The following is an 18,328-nucleotide window of genomic DNA, read 5'->3' as shown; positions in this document are numbered from 1 at the left end:
CGCCTTCCCGCCCCGCCGCTTCCCGTGGCCGGGGGCCGGGGGCTCGCCCCCCGTTCGGGAAGGGGCGGGGCGGGGAAAGGCTCCGCGCAGCGGCCCGCCCCGCGCCCGAAGTCCCACCCCGCCCCCTCCCTCCCGTACCCCCGAAAGGCACACCGTGACGCAGGACGACCTCCTCGCCCGAGCCCAGGCATGGCTCGCGGAGGACCCCGACCCGGAGACCCGCGACGAGCTGGCCAAGCTCATCGAGGCCGGTGGGACCGACGAGCTCGCCGCCCGGTTCGGCGGCACGCTCCAGTTCGGCACCGCGGGCCTCCGCGGCGAGCTGGGCGCCGGTCCGATGCGGATGAACCGCGCGGTCGTCATCAGGGCCGCCGCCGGTCTCGCCGCGTACCTGAAGGCCAAGGGCCACACCGGGGGGCTCGTCGTCATCGGCTACGACGCCCGCTACAAGTCGGCCGACTTCGCGCGCGACACCGCCGCCGTGATGACCGGTGCCGGTCTGCGTGCGGCCCTCCTCCCCCGCCCGCTGCCGACGCCCGTCCTCGCGTACGCCATAAGGCATCTGGGCGCCGTGGCCGGTGTCGAGGTCACCGCGAGCCACAACCCGCCGCGTGACAACGGCTACAAGGTCTACCTCGGTGACGGCTCGCAGATCGTGCCGCCCGCCGACGCCGAGATCGCCGCCGAGATCGACGCGGTGCGCTCGCTCGACGACGTCCCCCGTGCGACCGACGGCTGGGAGACCCTCGGGGACGAGGTCCTGGAGGCCTACCTGGCCCGTACCGACGCCGTCCTGACCCCGGGCTCCCCGCGGGGCGTCCGCACCGTCTACACCGCCATGCACGGCGTCGGCAAGGACGTCCTCACGGCGGCCTTCGCCCGCGCCGGCTTCCCGCCGCCCGCGCTCGTCGCCGAACAGGCCGAGCCGGACCCGGCCTTCCCGACGGTCGCCTTCCCCAACCCGGAGGAGCCGGGCGCGATGGACCTCGCCTTCGAGGCGGCCCGCGCCGTGGACCCCGACATCGTGATCGCCAACGACCCGGACGCCGACCGCTGCGCCGTGGCCGTGCCGGACCCGACGGTCCAGGGCGGCTGGCGGATGCTGCGCGGCGACGAGGTCGGCGCGCTGCTCGCGGCGCACCTGGTCCACAAGGGCGTCTCCCGCAACGGGAAGAAGAGCGTCTTCGCGGAGTCGATCGTGTCGTCCTCGCTGCTCGGCCGGATCGCCGAGGCGGCGGGCGTCGGCTACGAGGAGACGCTGACCGGCTTCAAGTGGATCGCTCGCGTGGAGGGTCTGCGGTACGGCTACGAGGAGGCGCTGGGCTACTGCGTCGACCCCGAGGGCGTCCGTGACAAGGACGGCATCACGGCGGCGCTGCTCGTCGCCGAGCTGGCCTCGGAGCTCAAGGAGCAGGACCGCACGCTGACCGATCTGCTGGACGACCTGGCGGTGGCCCACGGGCTGCACGCCACGGACCAGCTGTCGGTGCGGGTCGAGGACCTGAGCATCATCGCGAACGCGATGAGCGCGCTGCGCTCGCGGCCGCCCGTCCACCTCGCGGGTCTGACGGTCACGACGGCCGAGGACCTGACGAAGGGCACGGAGTCGCTGCCCCCGACGGACGGCCTGCGGTACTACCTGGAGGGCGACTACAAGGCCCGGGTGATCGTCCGCCCGTCCGGCACCGAGCCCAAGCTCAAGTGCTACCTGGAGGTCGTGGTCCCGGTCGCCGACGCGAGCGAGCTGGCGACGGCGCGCGCGACGGGCGCCGAGATCCTCGCCTCGATCAAGCGCGACCTGTCGCAGGCGGCCGGCCTGTAACGGCAAACAGGTCGCCAACGGCCCAGTCGGCGGCCCGAGGTCGCCGACGGCCCCAGGCCTGGGGCGCACCGAGGGAGGCCCGTACGGAAACGCTTCCGTACGGGCCTCGCCGCGTTCCCCCTCCCGGCCCTCCCGTACGGGTGAAATCGGTACGGCGGTCGGCCCAACGCGCGTCCCGCGATCAGGTGGCTCCGGCCAGGGTGACCCGGTGTCCCGCCGAGCCTCCCTGGAGCCGCCCCCGTGCCCCCGGTCCTGTCCGTCCGACCGACCGTCCCCGCCTCCCGGAAGCCTCCGGCCGCGCCTGGCGAGGGTCTGCCGGAGCGGGTGCGCGGCACTCTGCGGCACGCCGCTCCCGCACTCCTCGGCTATCTGGCCGTACGGCTCCTGGGCCTGCTCGTCCTGGGCCGCTGGGCGCACATGCGGGGGCACGGGATCTGGCCGGCGCTGGCGACGTCCTGGGACTCGCGCTGGTACCTCGCGATCGCGGACCACGGCTACGACCCGGGGCCGGGGGAGCCCCCGGGCCACCGCACGATGGCCTTCTTCCCGCTCTACCCGGCCCTGATCAGGGCGGTCGCGGCGGTCGTCCCCGGCTCGCGCGCCTCCGTCGGCCTGGTCCTCGCGGTGCTCTGCTCGGTGGCCGCCGCCTGGGGGATCTTCGCGGTCGGCGACCGGCTGTACGGACGCCGGGTGGGCACGGTCCTCGCGGTCCTGTGGGGCGCGCTGCCGGTCGCCGTCGTCCAGTGGATGGGGTACACGGAGTCGCTCTTCACGGCGCTGGCGGCCTGGGCTCTGTACGCGGCCCTGGGCGGGCGCTGGGCCTGGGCGGCGGGGTTCTCCGTCGCGGCGGGGCTGACCCGGCCGACGGGGGTCGCGGTCGGCGCGGCGGTGACGGTGGCCGCCCTGCTCGCGGCGCGGCGCGGGAGCCGGCCCGCGCTCGTCGCCACCCTCGTCGCCCCCCTGGGCTGGCTGGGCTACGTCGGCTGGGTGGGGCTCCGCCTCGGGCGCTGGGACGGCTACTTCGCGGTGCAGAGGTCCTGGAGCAACACCTGGGACGGCGGTTCGTTCACGCTGCGTCAGCTGCGCAGGCAGTTCGTCTACGCCCAGGACCCGCAGCTCTTCCTCGTCGTGGTCTCGCTGGTGCTGATCGCCGCCGCCGTGCTGTTCCCGCTCTGCGTCGCGGACCGGCAGCCGCTGCCGCTGCTGGTCTTCACCGGGGTGCTGCTCCTCGTGGTCCTGGGCAGCGGGGGCGTGTACTTCCCCCGCGCCCGGTTCCTGCTGCCCGGCTTCCCGCTGCTGCTCCCGCTCGCCCTGGCGGTCGGCCGCGCCCGCCGCCACGTCGCCGCCCTGATGCTCGGCGCGGCGGCGCTCTCCTCGGCGTGGCTCGGCGCGTACATGCTGCTGGTGTGGGCGGGCGCGCCGTGAATTCGCGTGCGTACGGGCCCCGGAACCCGGGGTTCAGCCGATGGCGAGCAGGATGACGAGCAGGACCAGCCCCGCCACCGCCGGCGCGATGATCTCGTACGCCCAGCGCACGCGCGGCTCCCCCTGCGCCTCCGGACGGCCGGCACACCGCTCGGCGAGCTCCCGCAGGTCGGCGATCGTCCGGTCGGCCGGCGCCAGCCGCCCCGCGTCGCCCCCGTGCGCGCCGGCCGCCCCGCGGCCCTGCGGACCGTCGTGCGCGGCCCGCGCCTGCTGCCGGGCGGCACGCTTGCGCTGCCGGAGCGAGACGGGCACGGCCCAGAGCTGGTACCTGCCGCCGTCCTGGGTGAACGCCTCGCTGGAGTACCCGGCCCGGACGTCCGCGACGGAGGCCCAGGGCAGCGTGATGTACCGGAAGGGGTTGCGGATCCGGAGCCGGTCCTCGTTGGCGTACACGGCGGGGCGGATCGTGAACGCGACGACGAGCGGCACGACGAGCAGCAGGCTCGCGAGCGCCAGCCACGGGGTGCGCCCCGCGCCCCTGACCATCGCGTCGACGCAGAACCAGACCGTGAGACCGAGCAGCAGGACACCGCCCGCGATCCCGAGGGTCGAACGGAAGACACGGTCGGCGTAGGCCGGCTCGGCGGGCGGCTGGGGGCTCGTCATGGAGCCGATTCTGCCTCAGCCCCCGCGGCCCGGCTCAGGCGGCTCGGGTGACCAGATCGGCGTAGAGAATGATGTTGTCGGGGCGGTGGCCGTCGACCAGCTCTCCGCCGCAGGTGATCAGCCGCAGCTCGGGCCGCTTCGTGTCCCCGTAGACCTTCCGCGTCGGGAACGCCTTCTTGCCGACCTGCTCCAGCTCGCGGACGCGGAAGACGGCCTCGGTGCCGTCGGCGCGGGCGACGGTGATCTCGTCGCCGACGCGGACCCTGGCGACGTTCTTGAGTACGGCGGGGCCCCGGGCGGTGTCGAAGTGGCCGATCAGAACGGCGGGGCCGGTCTCGCCGGGCGTCACGCCCTTGTCGTACCAGCCGATGCGCTCCGCGTCCGCCTCGGACGGGACCTCGACCGTGCCGTCCTTCTGCAGGCCGAGGCGCAGGACGGGGCCGGTGGGCCCGGTGTCGACGCCGGCCGCGGGCACCCGGACCCGGACCGGCTCGGAGCGCGGCAGCGGTGCGACGGACGCCGTCGGCGCGGGCGTGCTGGTCGCGGTCACCCGCGCGGGCGGGTGCGCCGCGGTCTCCTCCCCGCCGCCGGCGCAGCCCGTGAGGGCGGCCAGGGCGGCGAGGACGAGGAGGGCGGGCGCGGCGGTACGGCGGCGGTTCACGGGGCGGCTCCGAACGGGGTGCGGCCGGCCGTCGCACGGGGTGTGGGTGCGACGGCCGGCCAGGGTGGGGTGGTGCTCCTGCTCGGGTCAGTGGCAGGTGTGAGGGGGCGTGGGTACGGCGGTCAGCCGCGGGCGCCCGCGGTACGGCGGCGGAAGGCGACGAAGCCGAGGCCCGCGGCGGCCAGGGACGCGGCGCCCGCACCGGCCGCGAGCAGCGCGGTGTGGTCGGTGCCGGTCTCCGTCTCGGCCCCGGCGGCGACGCCGCCCTGCGGGACGACGGTGGTCTGCGTGGTCGTGCCGGTCTGCGACGGCTTCGTGGTCTGCGGCGTCCCGCCCTGCTGCCGGTCGGCGAGCCAGTTCGCGCGCAGCTCGCCGTTCCAGGAGAGCGTCACCTCGATCTCGTCACCGAAGACCTTCTTGTCGACGGTCTTGCCCTTCTGGTCGACGGACATCCGGCCGACCTCCTTGTCGCCCTTGAAGATCTTCGCCGTGATGTCACCGCCCTTCCGGTGCGCGATCCCCTTGTAGCCGTGCCCCAGGACCTGCCAGCCCGAGAAGTCGCCGAGCCACTCCGACTCCTCCTCGGTCGGGGTGGGCGTCGGCTCCGGAGCCGGGGTGTCGTTCTTCACGGGCTTCGGGGCCGCCTGGACCTTCGAGCCGGGGATGTAGGCGGCGAATCCGCCGTCGCTCTCCAGGACGACCACGGCCTTGCCGTACATCCAGACCGACCGGTCCGCGTAGAGGTAGGTGAAACCGCGGCCCTTGCCGTTCTCGATCAGCTGGAGGCCGTAGCGCCCGTCCTTCGCCCTGCCCAGCTCGAGGCGGGTGCCGTCGGCCAGCTCGTACGTACCGAGGTCCGCGCCGGAGAGGTGGTTGCCGGTCCAGTCGAGGGTGCGGCCGTCCGCGTAGAGGACGAAGAAGGCACCGTTGTTGTTGCCGGCCACCGGGCGGTTCGCGGTCTCGAAGGCGCCGACCTTGTAGCCGTCGACGAACAGCTCGGCCCGGTGGTGGTTCGCGTTGAACCTGTAGATCTTGGCGATGGTGCCGTCGGTGAGGGTTTCGGTGCGAACGAGGGTGCCGTCGTCGTCGATGGCGGGCTTGGCGCCCACGGTGGGCTCGGCCCCGGTGGCGGGCTTCGCGTCGGCGGCGAAGGCCGTGCCGGCGGTGAGGGCCGGGGTGACGGCGACGCCCGCGAGGAGGGCGGTGACGACGGCGGTACGGAGGGCGGTGCGCATAACGACTCCTGTGAATCAGTACAGGTCGGGTGAGGAAGAGCCGCATGCCGCTGACATCTCGTTCGGTTGGGGCCGGTGAGTTCTGGCTGGCTGCAGAAAGAACGTTAGTGATCTTGTATCGAGGACTTGTCCGCTCCATGTCACGGCGCTGTGACAGCGGCCACGATTTCCCTTCCGGAACCCTGGGGCTGTACAGGCCGCTACGCGCGTAGATATGCTCGACTGGTGACCATGCCCACCACTGCATCCGCAGCATCTGCTTTCGCCGACGTGACCGCGTCCGACAGTGCGCTGCGCCGCTTCCTCCACGGGCTGCCCGGCGTCGACGCCGTCGGCCTGGAGGCGCGCGCCGCGTCCCTCGGCACCCGCTCGATCAAGACCACGGCCAAGGCCTACGCCATTGACCTGGCCATTTCCATGATCGACCTGACGACGCTCGAAGGTGCGGACACCCCGGGCAAGGTCCGGGCGCTCGCCGCCAAGGCCGTCAATCCCGATCCGACCGACCGTACGACCCCGCCGACCGCCGCGGTCTGCGTCTACCCCGACATGGTGGCCACCGCCAAGGCCGCCCTGAAGGGCTCCGCGGTCAAGGTCGCCTCCGTCGCCACCGCCTTCCCCGCCGGCCGTGCCGCGCTCGACGTGAAGCTGGCGGACACCCGCGACGCCGTCGCCGCCGGGGCCGACGAGATCGACATGGTGATCGACCGGGGCGCGTTCCTCGCCGGGAACTACATGAAGGTCCTCGAAGAGATCCGGGCCGTGAAGGAGGCCTCCGGCGAGGCCCGCCTGAAGGTCATCTTCGAGACCGGCGAGCTCTCGACGTACGACAACATCCGCCGCGCCTCCTGGCTCGGCATGATGGCGGGCGCCGACTTCATCAAGACCTCGACCGGAAAGGTCGCGGTCAACGCCACCCCGGCCAACACGCTCCTGATGCTGGAGGCGGTGCGCGACTTCCGCGCGCAGACCGGCGTCCAGATCGGCGTGAAGCCGGCCGGCGGCATCCGCAACACCAAGGAAGCCATCAAGTTCCTGGTCCTGGTCAACGAGACCGTCGGCGAGGACTGGCTGGACAACCACTGGTTCCGCTTCGGTGCCTCCAGCCTGCTCAACGACCTGCTCATGCAGCGTCAGAAGCTGGCGACCGGCCGCTACTCCGGCCCCGATTACGTGACGGTGGACTGATCATCATGGCATCTGCATTCGAGTACGCACCGGCGCCCGAGTCCCGGTCCGTCGTCGACATCGCCCCCTCCTACGGCCTGTTCATCGACGGCGAGTTCGTCGAGGCGGCCGACGGCAAGGTCTTCAAGACCGTCTCCCCCTCCACCGAGGAGGTCCTCGCCGAGGTCGCCCAGGCGGGCGCCGAGGACGTGGACCGCGCGGTGAAGGCGGCACGGAAGGCGTTCGAGAAGTGGTCGGCGCTGCCCGGCTCCGAGCGCGCCAAGTACCTCTTCCGGATCGCCCGGATCATCCAGGAGCGCAGCCGTGAGCTGGCCGTCCTGGAGACCCTGGACAACGGCAAGCCGATCAAGGAGACGCGCGACGCGGACCTCCCGCTGGTCGCCGCGCACTTCTTCTACTACGCGGGCTGGGCGGACAAGCTCGACCACGCGGGCTACGGCGCGAACCCGCGCCCGCTCGGCGTGGCCGGCCAGGTCATCCCGTGGAACTTCCCGCTGCTCATGCTGGCGTGGAAGATCGCCCCGGCGCTGGCGACCGGCAACACGGTCGTCCTGAAGCCCGCCGAGACGACCCCGCTCTCCGCCCTGTTCTTCGCGGACATCTGCCGCCAGGCCGGACTGCCGAAGGGTGTCGTCAACATCCTTCCCGGTTACGGGGACACGGGTGCCGCACTCGTCGAGCACCCGGACGTGAACAAGGTCGCCTTCACCGGCTCGACCGCGGTCGGCAAGTCGATCGCCCGCTCCGTCGCCGGCACCCACAAGAAGGTGACCCTGGAGCTGGGCGGCAAGGGCGCGAACATCGTCTTCGACGACGCGCCGATCGACCAGGCCGTCGAGGGCATCGTCAACGGCATCTTCTTCAACCAGGGCCAGGTCTGCTGCGCGGGCTCGCGCCTGCTGGTCCAGGAGTCGATCCAGGACGAGCTGCTCGACAGCCTGAAGCGCAGGCTCTCCACGCTCCGCCTCGGCGACCCGCTCGACAAGAACACCGACATCGGTGCCATCAACTCGTCCGAGCAGCTGGCCCGCATCACCTCCCTGGTGGACCGCGGCGAGGCCGAGGGTGCCGAGCGCTGGACCGCCGCGTGCGAGATCCCGGCCGCCGGTTACTGGTTCGCCCCGACGCTCTTCACGGGCGTCACGCAGGCGCACACCATCGCCCGCGACGAGATCTTCGGCCCGGTCCTGTCGGTGCTGAGCTTCCGTACGCCGGACGAGGCCGTCGCCAAGGCCAACAACAGCCAGTACGGCCTGTCGGCCGGCATCTGGACGGAGAAGGGCTCGCGGATCCTGGCCGTGGCCAACAAGCTCCGCGCGGGTGTCGTCTGGGCCAACACGTTCAACAAGTTCGACCCGACCTCGCCCTTCGGCGGCTACAAGGAGTCGGGCTTCGGCCGCGAGGGCGGTCGCCACGGCCTGGAGGCGTACCTCGATGTCTGACCGTCTTTCCGTCTTCAAGACCTACAAGCTGTACGTGGGCGGGAAGTTCCCGCGTTCCGAGAGCGGCCGGGTGTACGAAGTGCAGGACAGCAAGGGCAAGTGGCTGGCCAACGCTCCCCTCTCCTCCCGCAAGGACGCCCGTGACGCGGTCGTCGCCGCGCGCAAGGCGTTCGGCGGCTGGTCGGGCGCGACGGCGTACAACCGCGGCCAGATCCTCTACCGCATCGCCGAGATGCTGGAGGGCCGCCGGGACCAGTTCGTGGCCGAGGTCGCGGACGCGGAGGGCCTGTCGAAGTCCAAGGCGGGCGCCGTCGTCGACGCGGCCGTCGACCGCTGGGTCTGGTACGCGGGCTGGACCGACAAGATCGCCCAGGTCGTGGGCGGGGCGAACCCGGTGGCGGGCCCGTACTTCAACCTGTCGACCCCGGAGCCGACGGGCGTCGTGACGGTCGTGGCCCCGCAGGACTCGTCGTTCCTCGGACTGATCTCGGTCGTCGCCCCGGTGATCGCGACGGGCAACACGGTCGTGGTGATCGCCTCGGAGAAGGCGCCGCTGCCGGCGCTCTCGCTCGGCGAGGTGCTGGCCACCTCGGACCTGCCGGGCGGTGTCGTGAACATCCTGTCCGGCAAGGCGGCGGAGATGGGCCCGCACCTGGCGGCCCACCAGGACGTCAACGCGATCGACCTGACGGGCGCGGACGCGGACCTGGCCCGTGAGCTGGAGGTCGCGGCGGCGGACAACCTGAAGCGCGTCCTGCGCCCGCGGGCGGTGGACTTCGCGGAGTCCCCGGGCACGGAGCGGATGACGGCCTTCCTGGAGACGAAGACCGTCTGGCACCCGACGGGTTCGCTGGGCGCGAGCGGCTCGTCGTACTAGCAGCTGCCGTACCGGTACCTGCCGAGAACGGCCCCCGGGTGTTCCCGGGGGCCGTTTCTCATGCCCGGCCGCGTTCCACGAGCCCGGCCACCCCGTCCAGGACGCAGTCGAGGCCGGTCTCGAACTGCCACGCCGCGTCGTCCTTGCGCGCCGCGGCCCGGGTGTAGTCGCGGTACGTCGGGTAGCGGCCCGTCTCCATCAGGTACGACATCTGCGGCGCGAGCCCGCGCCGGGTGTCGTCACCGCTCTCCCAGCCCTGTTCCCTCATGTACTGGGCCAGGGCGACCTCCGACTGGGTAGCCCCCTGCACATAGGCGCCGACGGTCCGGAACGCGGCCATCATCGTGTCGACGTCCAGGCCGAGGCCGTCCAGTGACACCAGCTGACGCTCCGCCGCGGCCAGCCGCTGCGGGGTGAGCGCGAACAGCGGCGCCGGCAGCTGGGCCAGCCAGGGGTGCCGCAGCATCGTCTCCCGCGTCGACACGGCGTACGCGCGCAGCGTCTCGCGCCAGCCCGTCACCTCCGCCGGCGGCTCCAGTTCGCCCGAGACCTGGTCGACCATCAGCGCCCACAGGTCGTCCTTGCCCGAGACGTGCCGGTACGCGGCCATCGGCGCGACGCCCAGCTCGGTCGCGATCCGCCGCATGGTGACGGCGGCGAATCCCTCGCGGTCGGCGACCTCGATCGCGACCGTGGCGATGCGCTGCGGGGTCAGGGAGGCCCGTGGCGCGGCCGCGGGCCGGTCCAGGCGTTCCCACAGCGACGCCTTGAGCGCCTCGTCCTCTTTCGCCATGCGGCCTCCCTCTTCTCGCGTACAGCGTATGCGAAGTAGACGACGTACACATCGACGTGTACGTTGTACACCGCTGGGATACGTCGTACACATCCATCCGCTGGGGGATCCATGAACCCGCTCCGTCTCGCCGTCGTCCAGGGCTCGACCCGCGACGGCCGCCTCGGCCCCGTCGTCGCGAAGTGGCTGTTCACCCACGCCACCGCCCGCGCCGACATGACCGTCGACCTGATCGACCTCGCCGAGACCCCGCTGCCGACGACCTTCCCGGAACTCGGCCGGGCCCCCGCCGACCCGGCGGACCGCGCGCTCCTCGCCGCCGTCTCACCCCGTCTGGCCGCCGCCGACGCCTTCGTCGTCGTCACCCCCGAGTACAACCACAGCTACCCGGCGTCCCTGAAGAACGCCATCGACTGGCACGGCCGGGAGTGGCAGGCCAAGCCCGTCGGCTTCGTCTCCTACGGCGGCTTCTCCGCCGGCCTGCGCGCCGTCGAGCATCTGCGCGGGGTCTTCGCCGAACTGCACGCCGTCACCGTCCGCGAGGCGGTCGGGCTCCAGGGCGTCTGGGGGTGCTTCGACGCGGACGGCAAGGCCGTCGACCCGGCCTCCGACGCCGCCGCCGCGTCGATGCTCGACCGGCTCGCCTGGTGGGCCGAGGCCCTGCGCGAGGCCCGTGCCAAGCAGCCCTACGCGGCCTGAGCCATGACGGCACAGCAGACGACCCACGACGAGCCCGCCCGCATCCCCTACCTCGGGATCTCCGGGCTCATGCTCGGCATCGTCCTCGCCACCCTCGACGGCACCGTCATCGGCACCGCCCTGCCCACCGTCGTGGGCGACCTCGGCGGCCTCGACCGGCTCTCCTGGGTGGTCACCTCCTACCTCCTGACCGCCGCCGTCGCCACCCCCCTCTGGGGCAAGATCGGCGATCTGTACGGCCGCAAGGGCAGCTATCTCGCCTCCGTCACCGTCTTCCTCGCCGGCTCCGTCCTCTCCGGACTCGCCCGGACCATGGACCAGCTCATCGCCTTCCGGGCGCTCCAGGGCATCGGCGCGGGCGGCCTGATGGTCGGCGCGTTCGCCCTGATCGGGGTGCTCGTGGCTCCGCGCGACAGCGCCCGCGTGCAGTCCATCAGCGCCGCGATGCTGCCCGTCGCGTTCGTCGGCGGCCCGCTCCTCGGCGGCTTCCTCACCGATCATCTCGACTGGCGCTGGGCGTTCTACGTCAACGTCCCGGTCGGCCTCGTCGCCCTGCTGATCGTGGGGTTCGGCATCACGGTGCGTACCGAGCGGATCCGCGCCCGCGTCGACTGGGCGGGCGCGCTGCTGCTCACCGTCACGATCCTCGCCCTGACGCTCCTCGCGAACTGGGGAGGCGCCGCCCACCCGTGGACCTCGCCCCAGATCCTGGGCCTGGGCGCCGTCTCGGCCGCGGCCCTCGCCCTGTTCGTACGGACCGAGCGGAGGGCCGAGGAGCCGGTCATCCCGCCCCGCCTCTTCCACAGCCGCAACTTCACCCTCGCCCAGATCCTCAGCCTCCTCGTGGGCGCGGGGATGCTCGCGGCCATGAACTACCTGCCGCAGTACCTCCAGTTTGCCCGCGGCCAGTCCTCCACCGCGAGCGGCATGCTCCTGCTGCCGCTGATGCTCGGGATGCTCGCGGTCCAGCTGGCGACCGGCCGGATCATCGGCCGCACCGGCCGCTACCGGCTCTACCCGGTCCTCGGCGGCGCCCTGATGACGGCCGGCGCGCTCGTCCTGCTCACCCTCGACGCCGACACCCCGATCGCCGTCGCCTCGGCGCTCACCCTCGTCATCGGGGCGGGCATGGGTTTCGTCATGCAGTCGACGCTGCTGATCACCATGAACAGCGCGGAGCCCCGCGACATGGGCGCGGCTAGCGGCACGGTCACCCTCGTCCGCACCATCGGCGGCTCGCTCGGCGTCGCGGTGCTCGGCGCGGTCTTCACGGCCCGGCTCGACGGCGCGGACACCTCGCTGACCCCGGCCCGGCTGCGGGAGCTTCCCGAGCCGGTACGGGAGGGGTTCGCGGCGGCGGTGACGAGCGGGCTGCACGGGGTGCTCCTGGGAACGGCCGTGCTGGCCGCGCTCGCCTTCGCCACGGCCTGGTTCGTACGGGAGGTTCCCCTGCGGGCGGCGCCAGGGGGCGACCAGGGGGCCGTCAGTTCGCCGGCAGCAGCCCCGTCACCTCGCCGACCAGCGGCAGATCGCCCAGGCCCCCGCCCTTCGTGACGTGGTCGGTCACCAGGTGGGTGCCCACGGGCTTGAAGTCGGCGACCTGGGTGCCGATGCCGTTGTCCAGCGGGTCGACCCCGGTGTTCGCCAGCGGGTCGAGCTGGAGGTTCGTCAGCGGGCCCACCGCGTGGCCGGTGGCCCCGAGGGCCGCGACGGCGTCGCTGCCGGCGAGGGCGTCGACCGGCAGCGGCAGCGGGGCGGCGGCCTGGGCCGTCGCGCCCATGCCGAGCACCGCCGCTCCCGCCGCCGTCGCGGCCAGCCCGGCCTTCAGCAGGGCGCCGCGGCCGGGGGTCCTGGTTTGCTTGTGACGCGCCATGAGAATCCTTCGACGTCGGGTAACGACAGAGACACCGAGCGTAGTTGAGGTGTGATGCTGGATACCAACCCCCTCCCTCGGGGGTCCCCTGCCCGGGGGAATGCTTCACACTGGTGTCCCGTGAGTTCCCAACCGATCCCGACCCGCGTCGTCCTGCTCGCGGGCCCCTCAGGCTCCGGCAAGTCGTCCCTCGCCGCCGTCGCCGGCCTCCCGGTCCTGCGCCTCGACGACTTCTACAAGGAGGGCGACGACCCGACGCTCCCGCTGGTCGCGGGCAGCGCCGACATCGACTGGGACTCCCCGTACTCCTGGGACGCCGACGCCGCCGTCGCGGCGATCGTGGAGCTGTGCCGCACGGGCCGTACGGACATCCCCGTCTACGACCTCGCCACCAGCTCGCGCGTCGACCGCGACGCCCTGGACATCGGCCGGACCCCGCTCTTCGTGGCGGAGGGGATCTTCGCCGCGGAGATCGTGGAGCGCTGCCAGGACCTCGGGGTCCTCGCCGACGCGCTGTGCCTGCGGGGCCGCCCCTCGACGACATTCCGCCGCCGCCTCCTGCGCGATCTCAGGGAGGGCCGCAAATCGGTCCCGTTCCTGCTGCGCCGCGGCTGGCGCCTGATGCGCTCGGAGCGCTCCATCGTGGCCCGCCAGACGGCGCTGGGCGCCCACCCCTGTGCCAAGCAGGAGGCGTTGGGACGCCTCGCCGCCGCCGCTGCGGGCCGCCACCGGACCCCCGCGGCGCACTGAGGCGGCCGCAGGCTCGACCACCCGCCTCACCAGGGCCGGAAACAAAAAGAGACGCGGTCGAACAAGACCCCCCGGCTTGTCCGACCGCGCTTCCCCCGTACCCCCGTACGTCCCCCGTACGTCCCCCCGTTTTCCCCCGTTGCCCCCGACCTTCAGGCCACCAGCTCGCCGAAGGACTCCTCCTCGTCACGGCCGAAGCTCAGGACCTCGTCCTCGCGCAGCCGGCGCAGGGAGCGCCAGATGCTCGACTTCACCGTGCCGACACTGATGTCCAGGATCTCCGCGATCTCCGGATCCGTACGGCCCTCGTAGTAGCGCAGCACCAGCATCGTCCGCTGGAGCTCGGGCAGTCGGGCCAGCGCCTGCCACAGCACCGCGCGCAGCTCGGTCCCCCGCATCGCGTCCGTGTCGCCCGCCGTCTCCGGCAGCTCCTCGGTGGGGTACTCGTTCAGCTTCCGCCGGCGCCACGCGCTGATGTGCAGGTTCGTCATGGTGCGGCGCAGATAGCCGCCCACGGCCGCCTTGTCACTGATCCGCTCCCAGGCCCGGTACGTCGAGAACAGCGCGCTCTGCAGCAGGTCCTCGGCCTCGAACCGGTCACCGGTCAGGTGGTAGGCGGTGGCGTACAGGGAGGCGCGGCGTTCCTGGACGTAGGCGGTGAACTCCGCCTCCGACACCGACTGCCGCTCCCCCGAGACCTCCCCGTACGCCGCTCCCCCGTCAGCCACGGCGACCATGTACGGCGCCTTGTGCTGACGCCCGGCGCTGCGAACGCACCCCCGCCCGTTCACACCGCCGGACTTCTCCGCGCTCCGCACGACGACATCGTGGAGGCGCGTGACAACTGCGCCTGAGGTGGTGCTGTGCAGTGCGTTCATCGTGCGCCCCCCGTCGGTTGGAGTGTGTTTCTGTCCGTGTGCCAAGAAGCTTGCCCGGGCACTTTCATCGGGGTGTCCGCCGACTGTCACAGACCTGTCACAGGCACCGGTCCGGCCACACAGTCGAACTCCGGTGGCCGCATGCGACAGAATGGCGCCCGTGCCTTTCCTGTTGCTGATCGAGGACGACGACGCCATCCGCACGGCCCTCGAACTCTCGCTGTCACGCCAGGGCCACCGAGTGGCCACCGCGGCGACGGGCGAGGACGGCCTGAAGCTGCTCAAGGAGCAGCGTCCGGACCTGGTCGTGCTGGACGTCATGCTGCCCGGAATCGACGGCTTCGAGGTGTGCCGGCGCATCCGGCGCACCGACCAGCTGCCGATCATCCTGCTCACCGCGCGGAGTGACGACATCGACGTGGTCGTCGGTCTGGAGTCCGGCGCGGACGACTACGTCGTCAAGCCGGTCCAGGGGCGGGTGCTCGACGCCCGCATCCGGGCCGTACTGCGGCGCGGGGAGCGGGAGTCCACCGACTCGGCGACCTTCGGCTCGCTGGTCATCGACCGTTCCGCGATGACGGTGACGAAGAACGGGGAGGACCTGCAGCTCACGCCGACCGAGCTGCGGCTGCTCCTCGAACTGAGCCGGCGTCCCGGACAGGCCCTGTCGCGCCAGCAGTTGCTGCGCCTGGTCTGGGAACACGACTACCTGGGCGACTCGCGTCTGGTCGACGCCTGTGTGCAGCGGCTGCGCGCCAAGGTGGAGGACGTGCCGTCCTCGCCGACCCTGATCCGTACCGTGCGCGGCGTGGGCTACCGGCTGGACGTCCCTGCGTGAGAAGAACGATGTTCGCCGGGCTGCGCTTCACCAGCCTGCGTCTGCGGCTGGTCGTCGTCTTCGCCCTGGTGGCACTCACGGCCGCGGTGTCCGCGTCCGGGATCGCGTACTGGCTCAACCGCGAGGCGGTGCTCACCAGGACCCAGGACGGGGCGCTGAACGACTTCCGCCAGGAGATGCAGAACCGGGCCGCGACCCTGCCGCTGCGTCCCACCGAGGAGGATCTGCGGCGTACCGCCGAGCAGATGGCGAGCGGCAGCGCCGGGTACAGCGTGCTGCTGCTCGGTGAGCGGGACAAGGGCAAGCCGATCATCGGGGCCTCGAACCCGGACACCTTCACCCTGGCCGACGTGCCGGAGTCGCTGCGCGTCGCGGTGGACACCGAGCGGCCCGTCGGGGAGGACGACACCAGCCCGTACCACCTGTTCTGGCAGCGGACGCAGCGCGGGAAGACGCCGTACCTGGTCGGCGGGACGCGGATCGCGGGCGGTGGGCCCACCGGCTACATGTTCAAGTCGCTGGAGGCCGAGCGGGCCGATCTGAACTCGCTCGCCTGGTCGCTGGGGATCGCGACGGCGCTGGCGCTCGTCGGCTCCGCGCTCCTCGCGCAGGCCGCGGCCACGACCGTGCTGCGGCCCGTGCACCGGCTCGGCGAGGCGGCCCGTCGGCTCGGCGAGGGCAAGCTCGACACCCGGCTGCGGGTCTCTGGCACGGACGAACTGGCCGATCTGTCGCGGACGTTCAACAGCGCGGCGGAGTCTCTGCAGAAGAAGGTCGCGGACATGAGCGCGCGGGAGGAGTCCAGTCGGCGTTTCGTCGCGGACATGTCCCACGAGCTGCGCACGCCGCTGACCGCGCTGACGGCCGTGACGGAGGTCCTGGAGGACGAACAGGACTCGCTCGACCCGATGATCGCGCCGGCCGTGGCGCTCGTGGTGAGCGAGACGCGGCGGCTGAACGACCTGGTGGAGAACCTGATGGAGGTGACCCGCTTCGACGCGGGCACCGCGCGGCTCGTCCTCGACGACGTGGACGTCGCCGACCAGGTCACCGCCTGCATCGACGCCCGCGCCTGGCTGGACGCCGTGGAGCTGGACGCCGAGCGCGGGATCATGGCGCGGCTCGACCCGCGCCGGCTCGACGTCATCCTGGCGAACCTGATCGGAAACGCGCTCAAGCACGGCGGTTCGCCGGTGCGGGTGGCGATCCGCACGGAGGACGGCGAGCTGGTCATCGAGGTGCGGGACCACGGCCCGGGCATCCCCGAGGAGGTCCTGCCGCACGTCTTCGACCGTTTCTACAAGGCGAGCGCGTCCCGGCCGCGGTCGGAAGGCAGCGGTCTCGGACTGTCGATCGCCATGGAGAACGCGCTGATCCACGGCGGTTCGATCACGGCCGCGAACTCGCCCGACGGCGACGGAGCGGTGTTCGTCCTGCGGCTTCCGCAGGACGACGAGCAGGGCGAGGTGGAGGAGAGTTGAGCCGGCTTCGCCGTGCGGGAGTACGTACGGGAGGGGTGGCGGCGGCCGTCGTGCTGACCGCGGTCGCCTCCGGGTGTGGGATCAGGACGACGTCGGTGCCCGTCGACGCCGGGCCGGCCCCCTCGCGGGTGCCGTGCAGCGTCACGGGCGACGAGATCGCCACGCAGACGTCGGGGGTCCCGGTCCGGGTCTTCCTGCTCTGCGGGTCGCAGCTGGAGCCGGTGGACCGGCGCGCGCCGCTGCCGCGGGAGAAGCCGGACGGGGACCGGGTCCCCACCGCGTCGGCGCTGCTCGCGCAGTTGCTGGCCGAACCGTCGGAGAACGAGCGGCAGGCGGGGTTCTCCACGGCCGTCAAGGGACCGCTGCTCGTCACCGGCGGGTACAAGGGCGATCCGGCCGGCACGCTGCGGCTGAGCCGGCAGCCGGAGGACCTGAATCCGACCGCGCTGTCGCAGATCGTCTGCACGCTCGCGAACAGCTCGGCGGGCGCGGGCGAGGCGAGCGTGGTCCTCGGCGGGCCCGGTCACTATCCGCCGCGGCGGCTGGCGTGCACGACCGGGCTGAAGGAGCGCCCGGAGTCCGCGCCCCCGACGACGCCGGGTCCGCCCAGCCCCTCCGCGTCCTGAAGCGGGAGTTCCGCCGCGGCGCGGAACCGATTCCGGGACGGGACGCGTCTTGGGGGGCGTGCAGCGTCAAGGTTCGGGCGGCAGTGCCGCCGTGGTCGTACGCGTGGCGGGGTTCGTCCTCCTCCTCGCGCATCTGCTGCTCGTCGCCTGGGTCACGCTCCGACCACGTGACGTGGCCTGGGTGACCGCGCCGAACCTGACCCCGCTGGCGGGGATCCGGGCGGATCTCGCGCTCGGCCCCCTCGAGGCCGCCCGGCGGATCGGCGAGGGGCTGCTGCTCCTGGCGCCGCTCGGGGTCCTGCTCCCGATGGCCGACGGCCGCCTCCATGTGTCGCCGTGGTCCTCCCTGGCCCGCACGGTCGCCGCCGGCGGGCTCGTGTCGCTCGCCGTCGAACTGCTGCAGACCGCCGTTCCGGGTCAGGTCGTGGACGTGGACTCGCTGCTCCTGAACACGGCGGGGGTGGCGCTCACGCATGTGCTGCTGGTGCCCGCCGGGCGGGCGCGGCTGCGCCGCGGGAGGGACGGGGCGGCACGCCGGTCCTCCTCGGGGACCAGGCCGGGCCGGGGCTCGGCCCTGCTGCGGGAGGAGGGTTCTCAGGGGCCTACCCCGACGATTCCCAGGGTCGGGATCGCACCGTAGACCGACGCTTTGTCCCCCGGCCCCGGGCGAGTATGGAGCCATCGGAAGCCCGACGGAGCGGCTTCCGGAAGACGCTTCCCGAAGGAGCCCACCATGGCCGCACTTGCCCGCCCCCGTGACGGACGCATGATCGGCGGAGTGTGCGCAGCGCTGGCACGGCGCTTCGGCACCTCGGCCACCACCATGCGGGTCATCTTCCTCGTCTCGTGCCTGCTGCCCGGTCCGCAGTTCCTGCTGTACCTGGCGCTCTGGCTGCTGCTCCCGCAGGAGAAGCCGGCGAGCACCGCCTGGTAAGGGCACGCCGTACGGACGCCGATGGGGCGCCCCCCCCCGGCCGGGGGGGGGCCCCCCCCCGGGCCCGGGCGGCGGGGGGGGATAAAAAAAAAACAACCCCCCCCCCCAGTTGGTTTTGAGGTGTGGGGGTGGGGGGTGTT

Annotated in this window: 19 protein-coding genes; 13 read left to right on the top strand and 6 right to left on the bottom strand. The window is 72.6% G+C overall.

From position 1 onward, the window contains the following. The first annotated feature begins 154 nt into the window (after positions 1-154). Both ACFVGW_RS26685 and ACFVGW_RS26680 read left to right on the top strand, forming a co-directional pair. Positions 155-1,822 carry a phospho-sugar mutase gene (locus ACFVGW_RS26685; protein WP_385853727.1) on the top strand — a complete coding sequence of 556 codons (1,668 nt, stop codon included), beginning with the start codon at positions 155-157 and terminating at the stop codon, positions 1,820-1,822. 240 nt (positions 1,823-2,062) lie between these two features. Then, positions 2,063-3,247: a hypothetical protein gene (locus tag ACFVGW_RS26680; RefSeq protein WP_385853726.1), complete on the top strand. Its 1,185-nt coding sequence runs from the start codon at positions 2,063-2,065 to the stop codon at positions 3,245-3,247. A 33-nt stretch (positions 3,248-3,280) separates the two neighbouring features. On the opposite strand, the gene ACFVGW_RS26675 is transcribed toward ACFVGW_RS26680, so the two are convergent. The 3 genes from ACFVGW_RS26675 to ACFVGW_RS26665 form a co-directional block, all read right to left on the bottom strand. After that, a complete protein-coding gene (locus ACFVGW_RS26675) occupies positions 3,281-3,913 on the bottom strand; it encodes a PH domain-containing protein (protein WP_385853725.1) in 633 nt (210 codons plus the stop codon). A 34-nt stretch (positions 3,914-3,947) separates the two neighbouring features. After that, on the bottom strand, positions 3,948-4,574 hold the full coding sequence (locus ACFVGW_RS26670; protein ID WP_385853724.1) for a class F sortase: 627 nt from the start codon (positions 4,572-4,574) through the stop codon (positions 3,948-3,950). Positions 4,575-4,696: 122 nt separating this feature from the next. After that, the gene (locus ACFVGW_RS26665; protein WP_385853723.1) at positions 4,697-5,809 is read right to left on the bottom strand and encodes a hypothetical protein; all 1,113 of its coding nucleotides are present in this window, start codon (positions 5,807-5,809) and stop codon (positions 4,697-4,699) included. Positions 5,810-6,040: 231 nt separating this feature from the next. On the opposite strand from ACFVGW_RS26665, the gene deoC reads away from it, so the two are divergent. Genes deoC through ACFVGW_RS26650 form a run of 3 tightly spaced genes read left to right on the top strand, consistent with a single transcriptional unit; the run spans position 6,041 to position 9,316 of the window. Next, the gene (gene deoC / locus ACFVGW_RS26660; RefSeq protein ID WP_385853722.1) at positions 6,041-6,997 is read left to right on the top strand and encodes a deoxyribose-phosphate aldolase; all 957 of its coding nucleotides are present in this window, start codon (positions 6,041-6,043) and stop codon (positions 6,995-6,997) included. A 5-nt stretch (positions 6,998-7,002) separates the two neighbouring features. Beyond that, positions 7,003-8,439 (top strand): aldehyde dehydrogenase family protein, encoded by a 1,437-nt coding sequence (locus ACFVGW_RS26655; RefSeq protein ID WP_385853721.1) that lies wholly within the window; start codon positions 7,003-7,005, stop codon positions 8,437-8,439. After that, entirely contained in the window at positions 8,432-9,316 is an 885-nt protein-coding gene (locus ACFVGW_RS26650) for an aldehyde dehydrogenase family protein (RefSeq protein ID WP_352190163.1), read from the top strand. The genes ACFVGW_RS26655 and ACFVGW_RS26650 overlap by 8 nt, the downstream gene beginning before the upstream one ends. 58 nt (positions 9,317-9,374) lie before the next feature. Here the strand turns inward: ACFVGW_RS26650 and ACFVGW_RS26645 are convergent, their stop codons facing one another. Then, on the bottom strand, positions 9,375-10,109 hold the full coding sequence (locus ACFVGW_RS26645) for a TetR/AcrR family transcriptional regulator (RefSeq protein WP_385853720.1): 735 nt from the start codon (positions 10,107-10,109) through the stop codon (positions 9,375-9,377). Between the two features lie 111 nt (positions 10,110-10,220). On the opposite strand from ACFVGW_RS26645, the gene ACFVGW_RS26640 reads away from it, so the two are divergent. Then, a complete protein-coding gene (locus ACFVGW_RS26640) occupies positions 10,221-10,808 on the top strand; it encodes an NADPH-dependent FMN reductase (protein WP_385853719.1) in 588 nt (195 codons plus the stop codon). A 3-nt stretch (positions 10,809-10,811) separates the two neighbouring features. Next, entirely contained in the window at positions 10,812-12,362 is a 1,551-nt protein-coding gene (locus ACFVGW_RS26635; RefSeq protein ID WP_385853718.1) for an MDR family MFS transporter, read from the top strand. Here the strand turns inward: ACFVGW_RS26635 and ACFVGW_RS26630 are convergent. Continuing rightward, positions 12,292-12,681, bottom strand: coding sequence for a hypothetical protein (locus ACFVGW_RS26630; protein WP_385853717.1), 390 nt, complete (start codon positions 12,679-12,681; stop codon positions 12,292-12,294). The genes ACFVGW_RS26635 and ACFVGW_RS26630 overlap by 71 nt on opposite strands. A 54-nt stretch (positions 12,682-12,735) precedes the next feature. Between ACFVGW_RS26630 and ACFVGW_RS26625 the strand changes: the two genes are divergently transcribed. After that, positions 12,736-13,431 (top strand): uridine kinase, encoded by a 696-nt coding sequence (locus ACFVGW_RS26625; protein ID WP_385853716.1) that lies wholly within the window; start codon positions 12,736-12,738, stop codon positions 13,429-13,431. A gap of 152 nt (positions 13,432-13,583) precedes the next feature. Here ACFVGW_RS26625 and ACFVGW_RS26620 read toward each other — a convergent pair whose 3' ends face one another. Next, on the bottom strand, positions 13,584-14,309 hold the full coding sequence (locus tag ACFVGW_RS26620) for a SigE family RNA polymerase sigma factor (RefSeq protein WP_385853715.1): 726 nt from the start codon (positions 14,307-14,309) through the stop codon (positions 13,584-13,586). A 160-nt stretch (positions 14,310-14,469) separates the two neighbouring features. Between ACFVGW_RS26620 and afsQ1 the strand changes: the two genes are divergently transcribed. The 5 genes from afsQ1 to ACFVGW_RS26595 all read left to right on the top strand — a co-directional run bounded on the left by afsQ1 (position 14,470) and on the right by ACFVGW_RS26595 (position 18,188). Further along, positions 14,470-15,147, top strand: coding sequence for a two-component system response regulator AfsQ1 (gene afsQ1, locus ACFVGW_RS26615; RefSeq protein WP_181019089.1), 678 nt, complete (start codon positions 14,470-14,472; stop codon positions 15,145-15,147). Positions 15,148-15,155: 8 nt separating this feature from the next. Next, positions 15,156-16,628, top strand: coding sequence for an ATP-binding protein (locus ACFVGW_RS26610; RefSeq protein ID WP_385853836.1), 1,473 nt, complete (start codon positions 15,156-15,158; stop codon positions 16,626-16,628). A 95-nt stretch (positions 16,629-16,723) separates the two neighbouring features. Continuing rightward, positions 16,724-17,254, top strand: a complete 531-nt coding sequence (locus ACFVGW_RS26605; RefSeq protein ID WP_385853714.1) for a hypothetical protein — start codon at positions 16,724-16,726, stop codon at positions 17,252-17,254. Between the two features lie 58 nt (positions 17,255-17,312). Next, positions 17,313-17,894, top strand: a complete 582-nt coding sequence (locus tag ACFVGW_RS26600; protein ID WP_385853713.1) for a VanZ family protein — start codon at positions 17,313-17,315, stop codon at positions 17,892-17,894. A 93-nt stretch (positions 17,895-17,987) separates the two neighbouring features. After that, on the top strand, positions 17,988-18,188 hold the full coding sequence (locus ACFVGW_RS26595) for a PspC domain-containing protein (RefSeq protein WP_352190172.1): 201 nt from the start codon (positions 17,988-17,990) through the stop codon (positions 18,186-18,188). The last annotated feature ends 140 nt before the right edge of the window (positions 18,189-18,328 follow it).

Source organism: Streptomyces sp. NPDC127129 (assembly GCF_042671585.1).
Taxonomy (GTDB): domain Bacteria; phylum Actinomycetota; class Actinomycetes; order Streptomycetales; family Streptomycetaceae; genus Streptomyces.
Note: the sequence above shows the minus strand (reverse complement) of the source record. Positions and strands in the feature narration are given on the sequence as shown.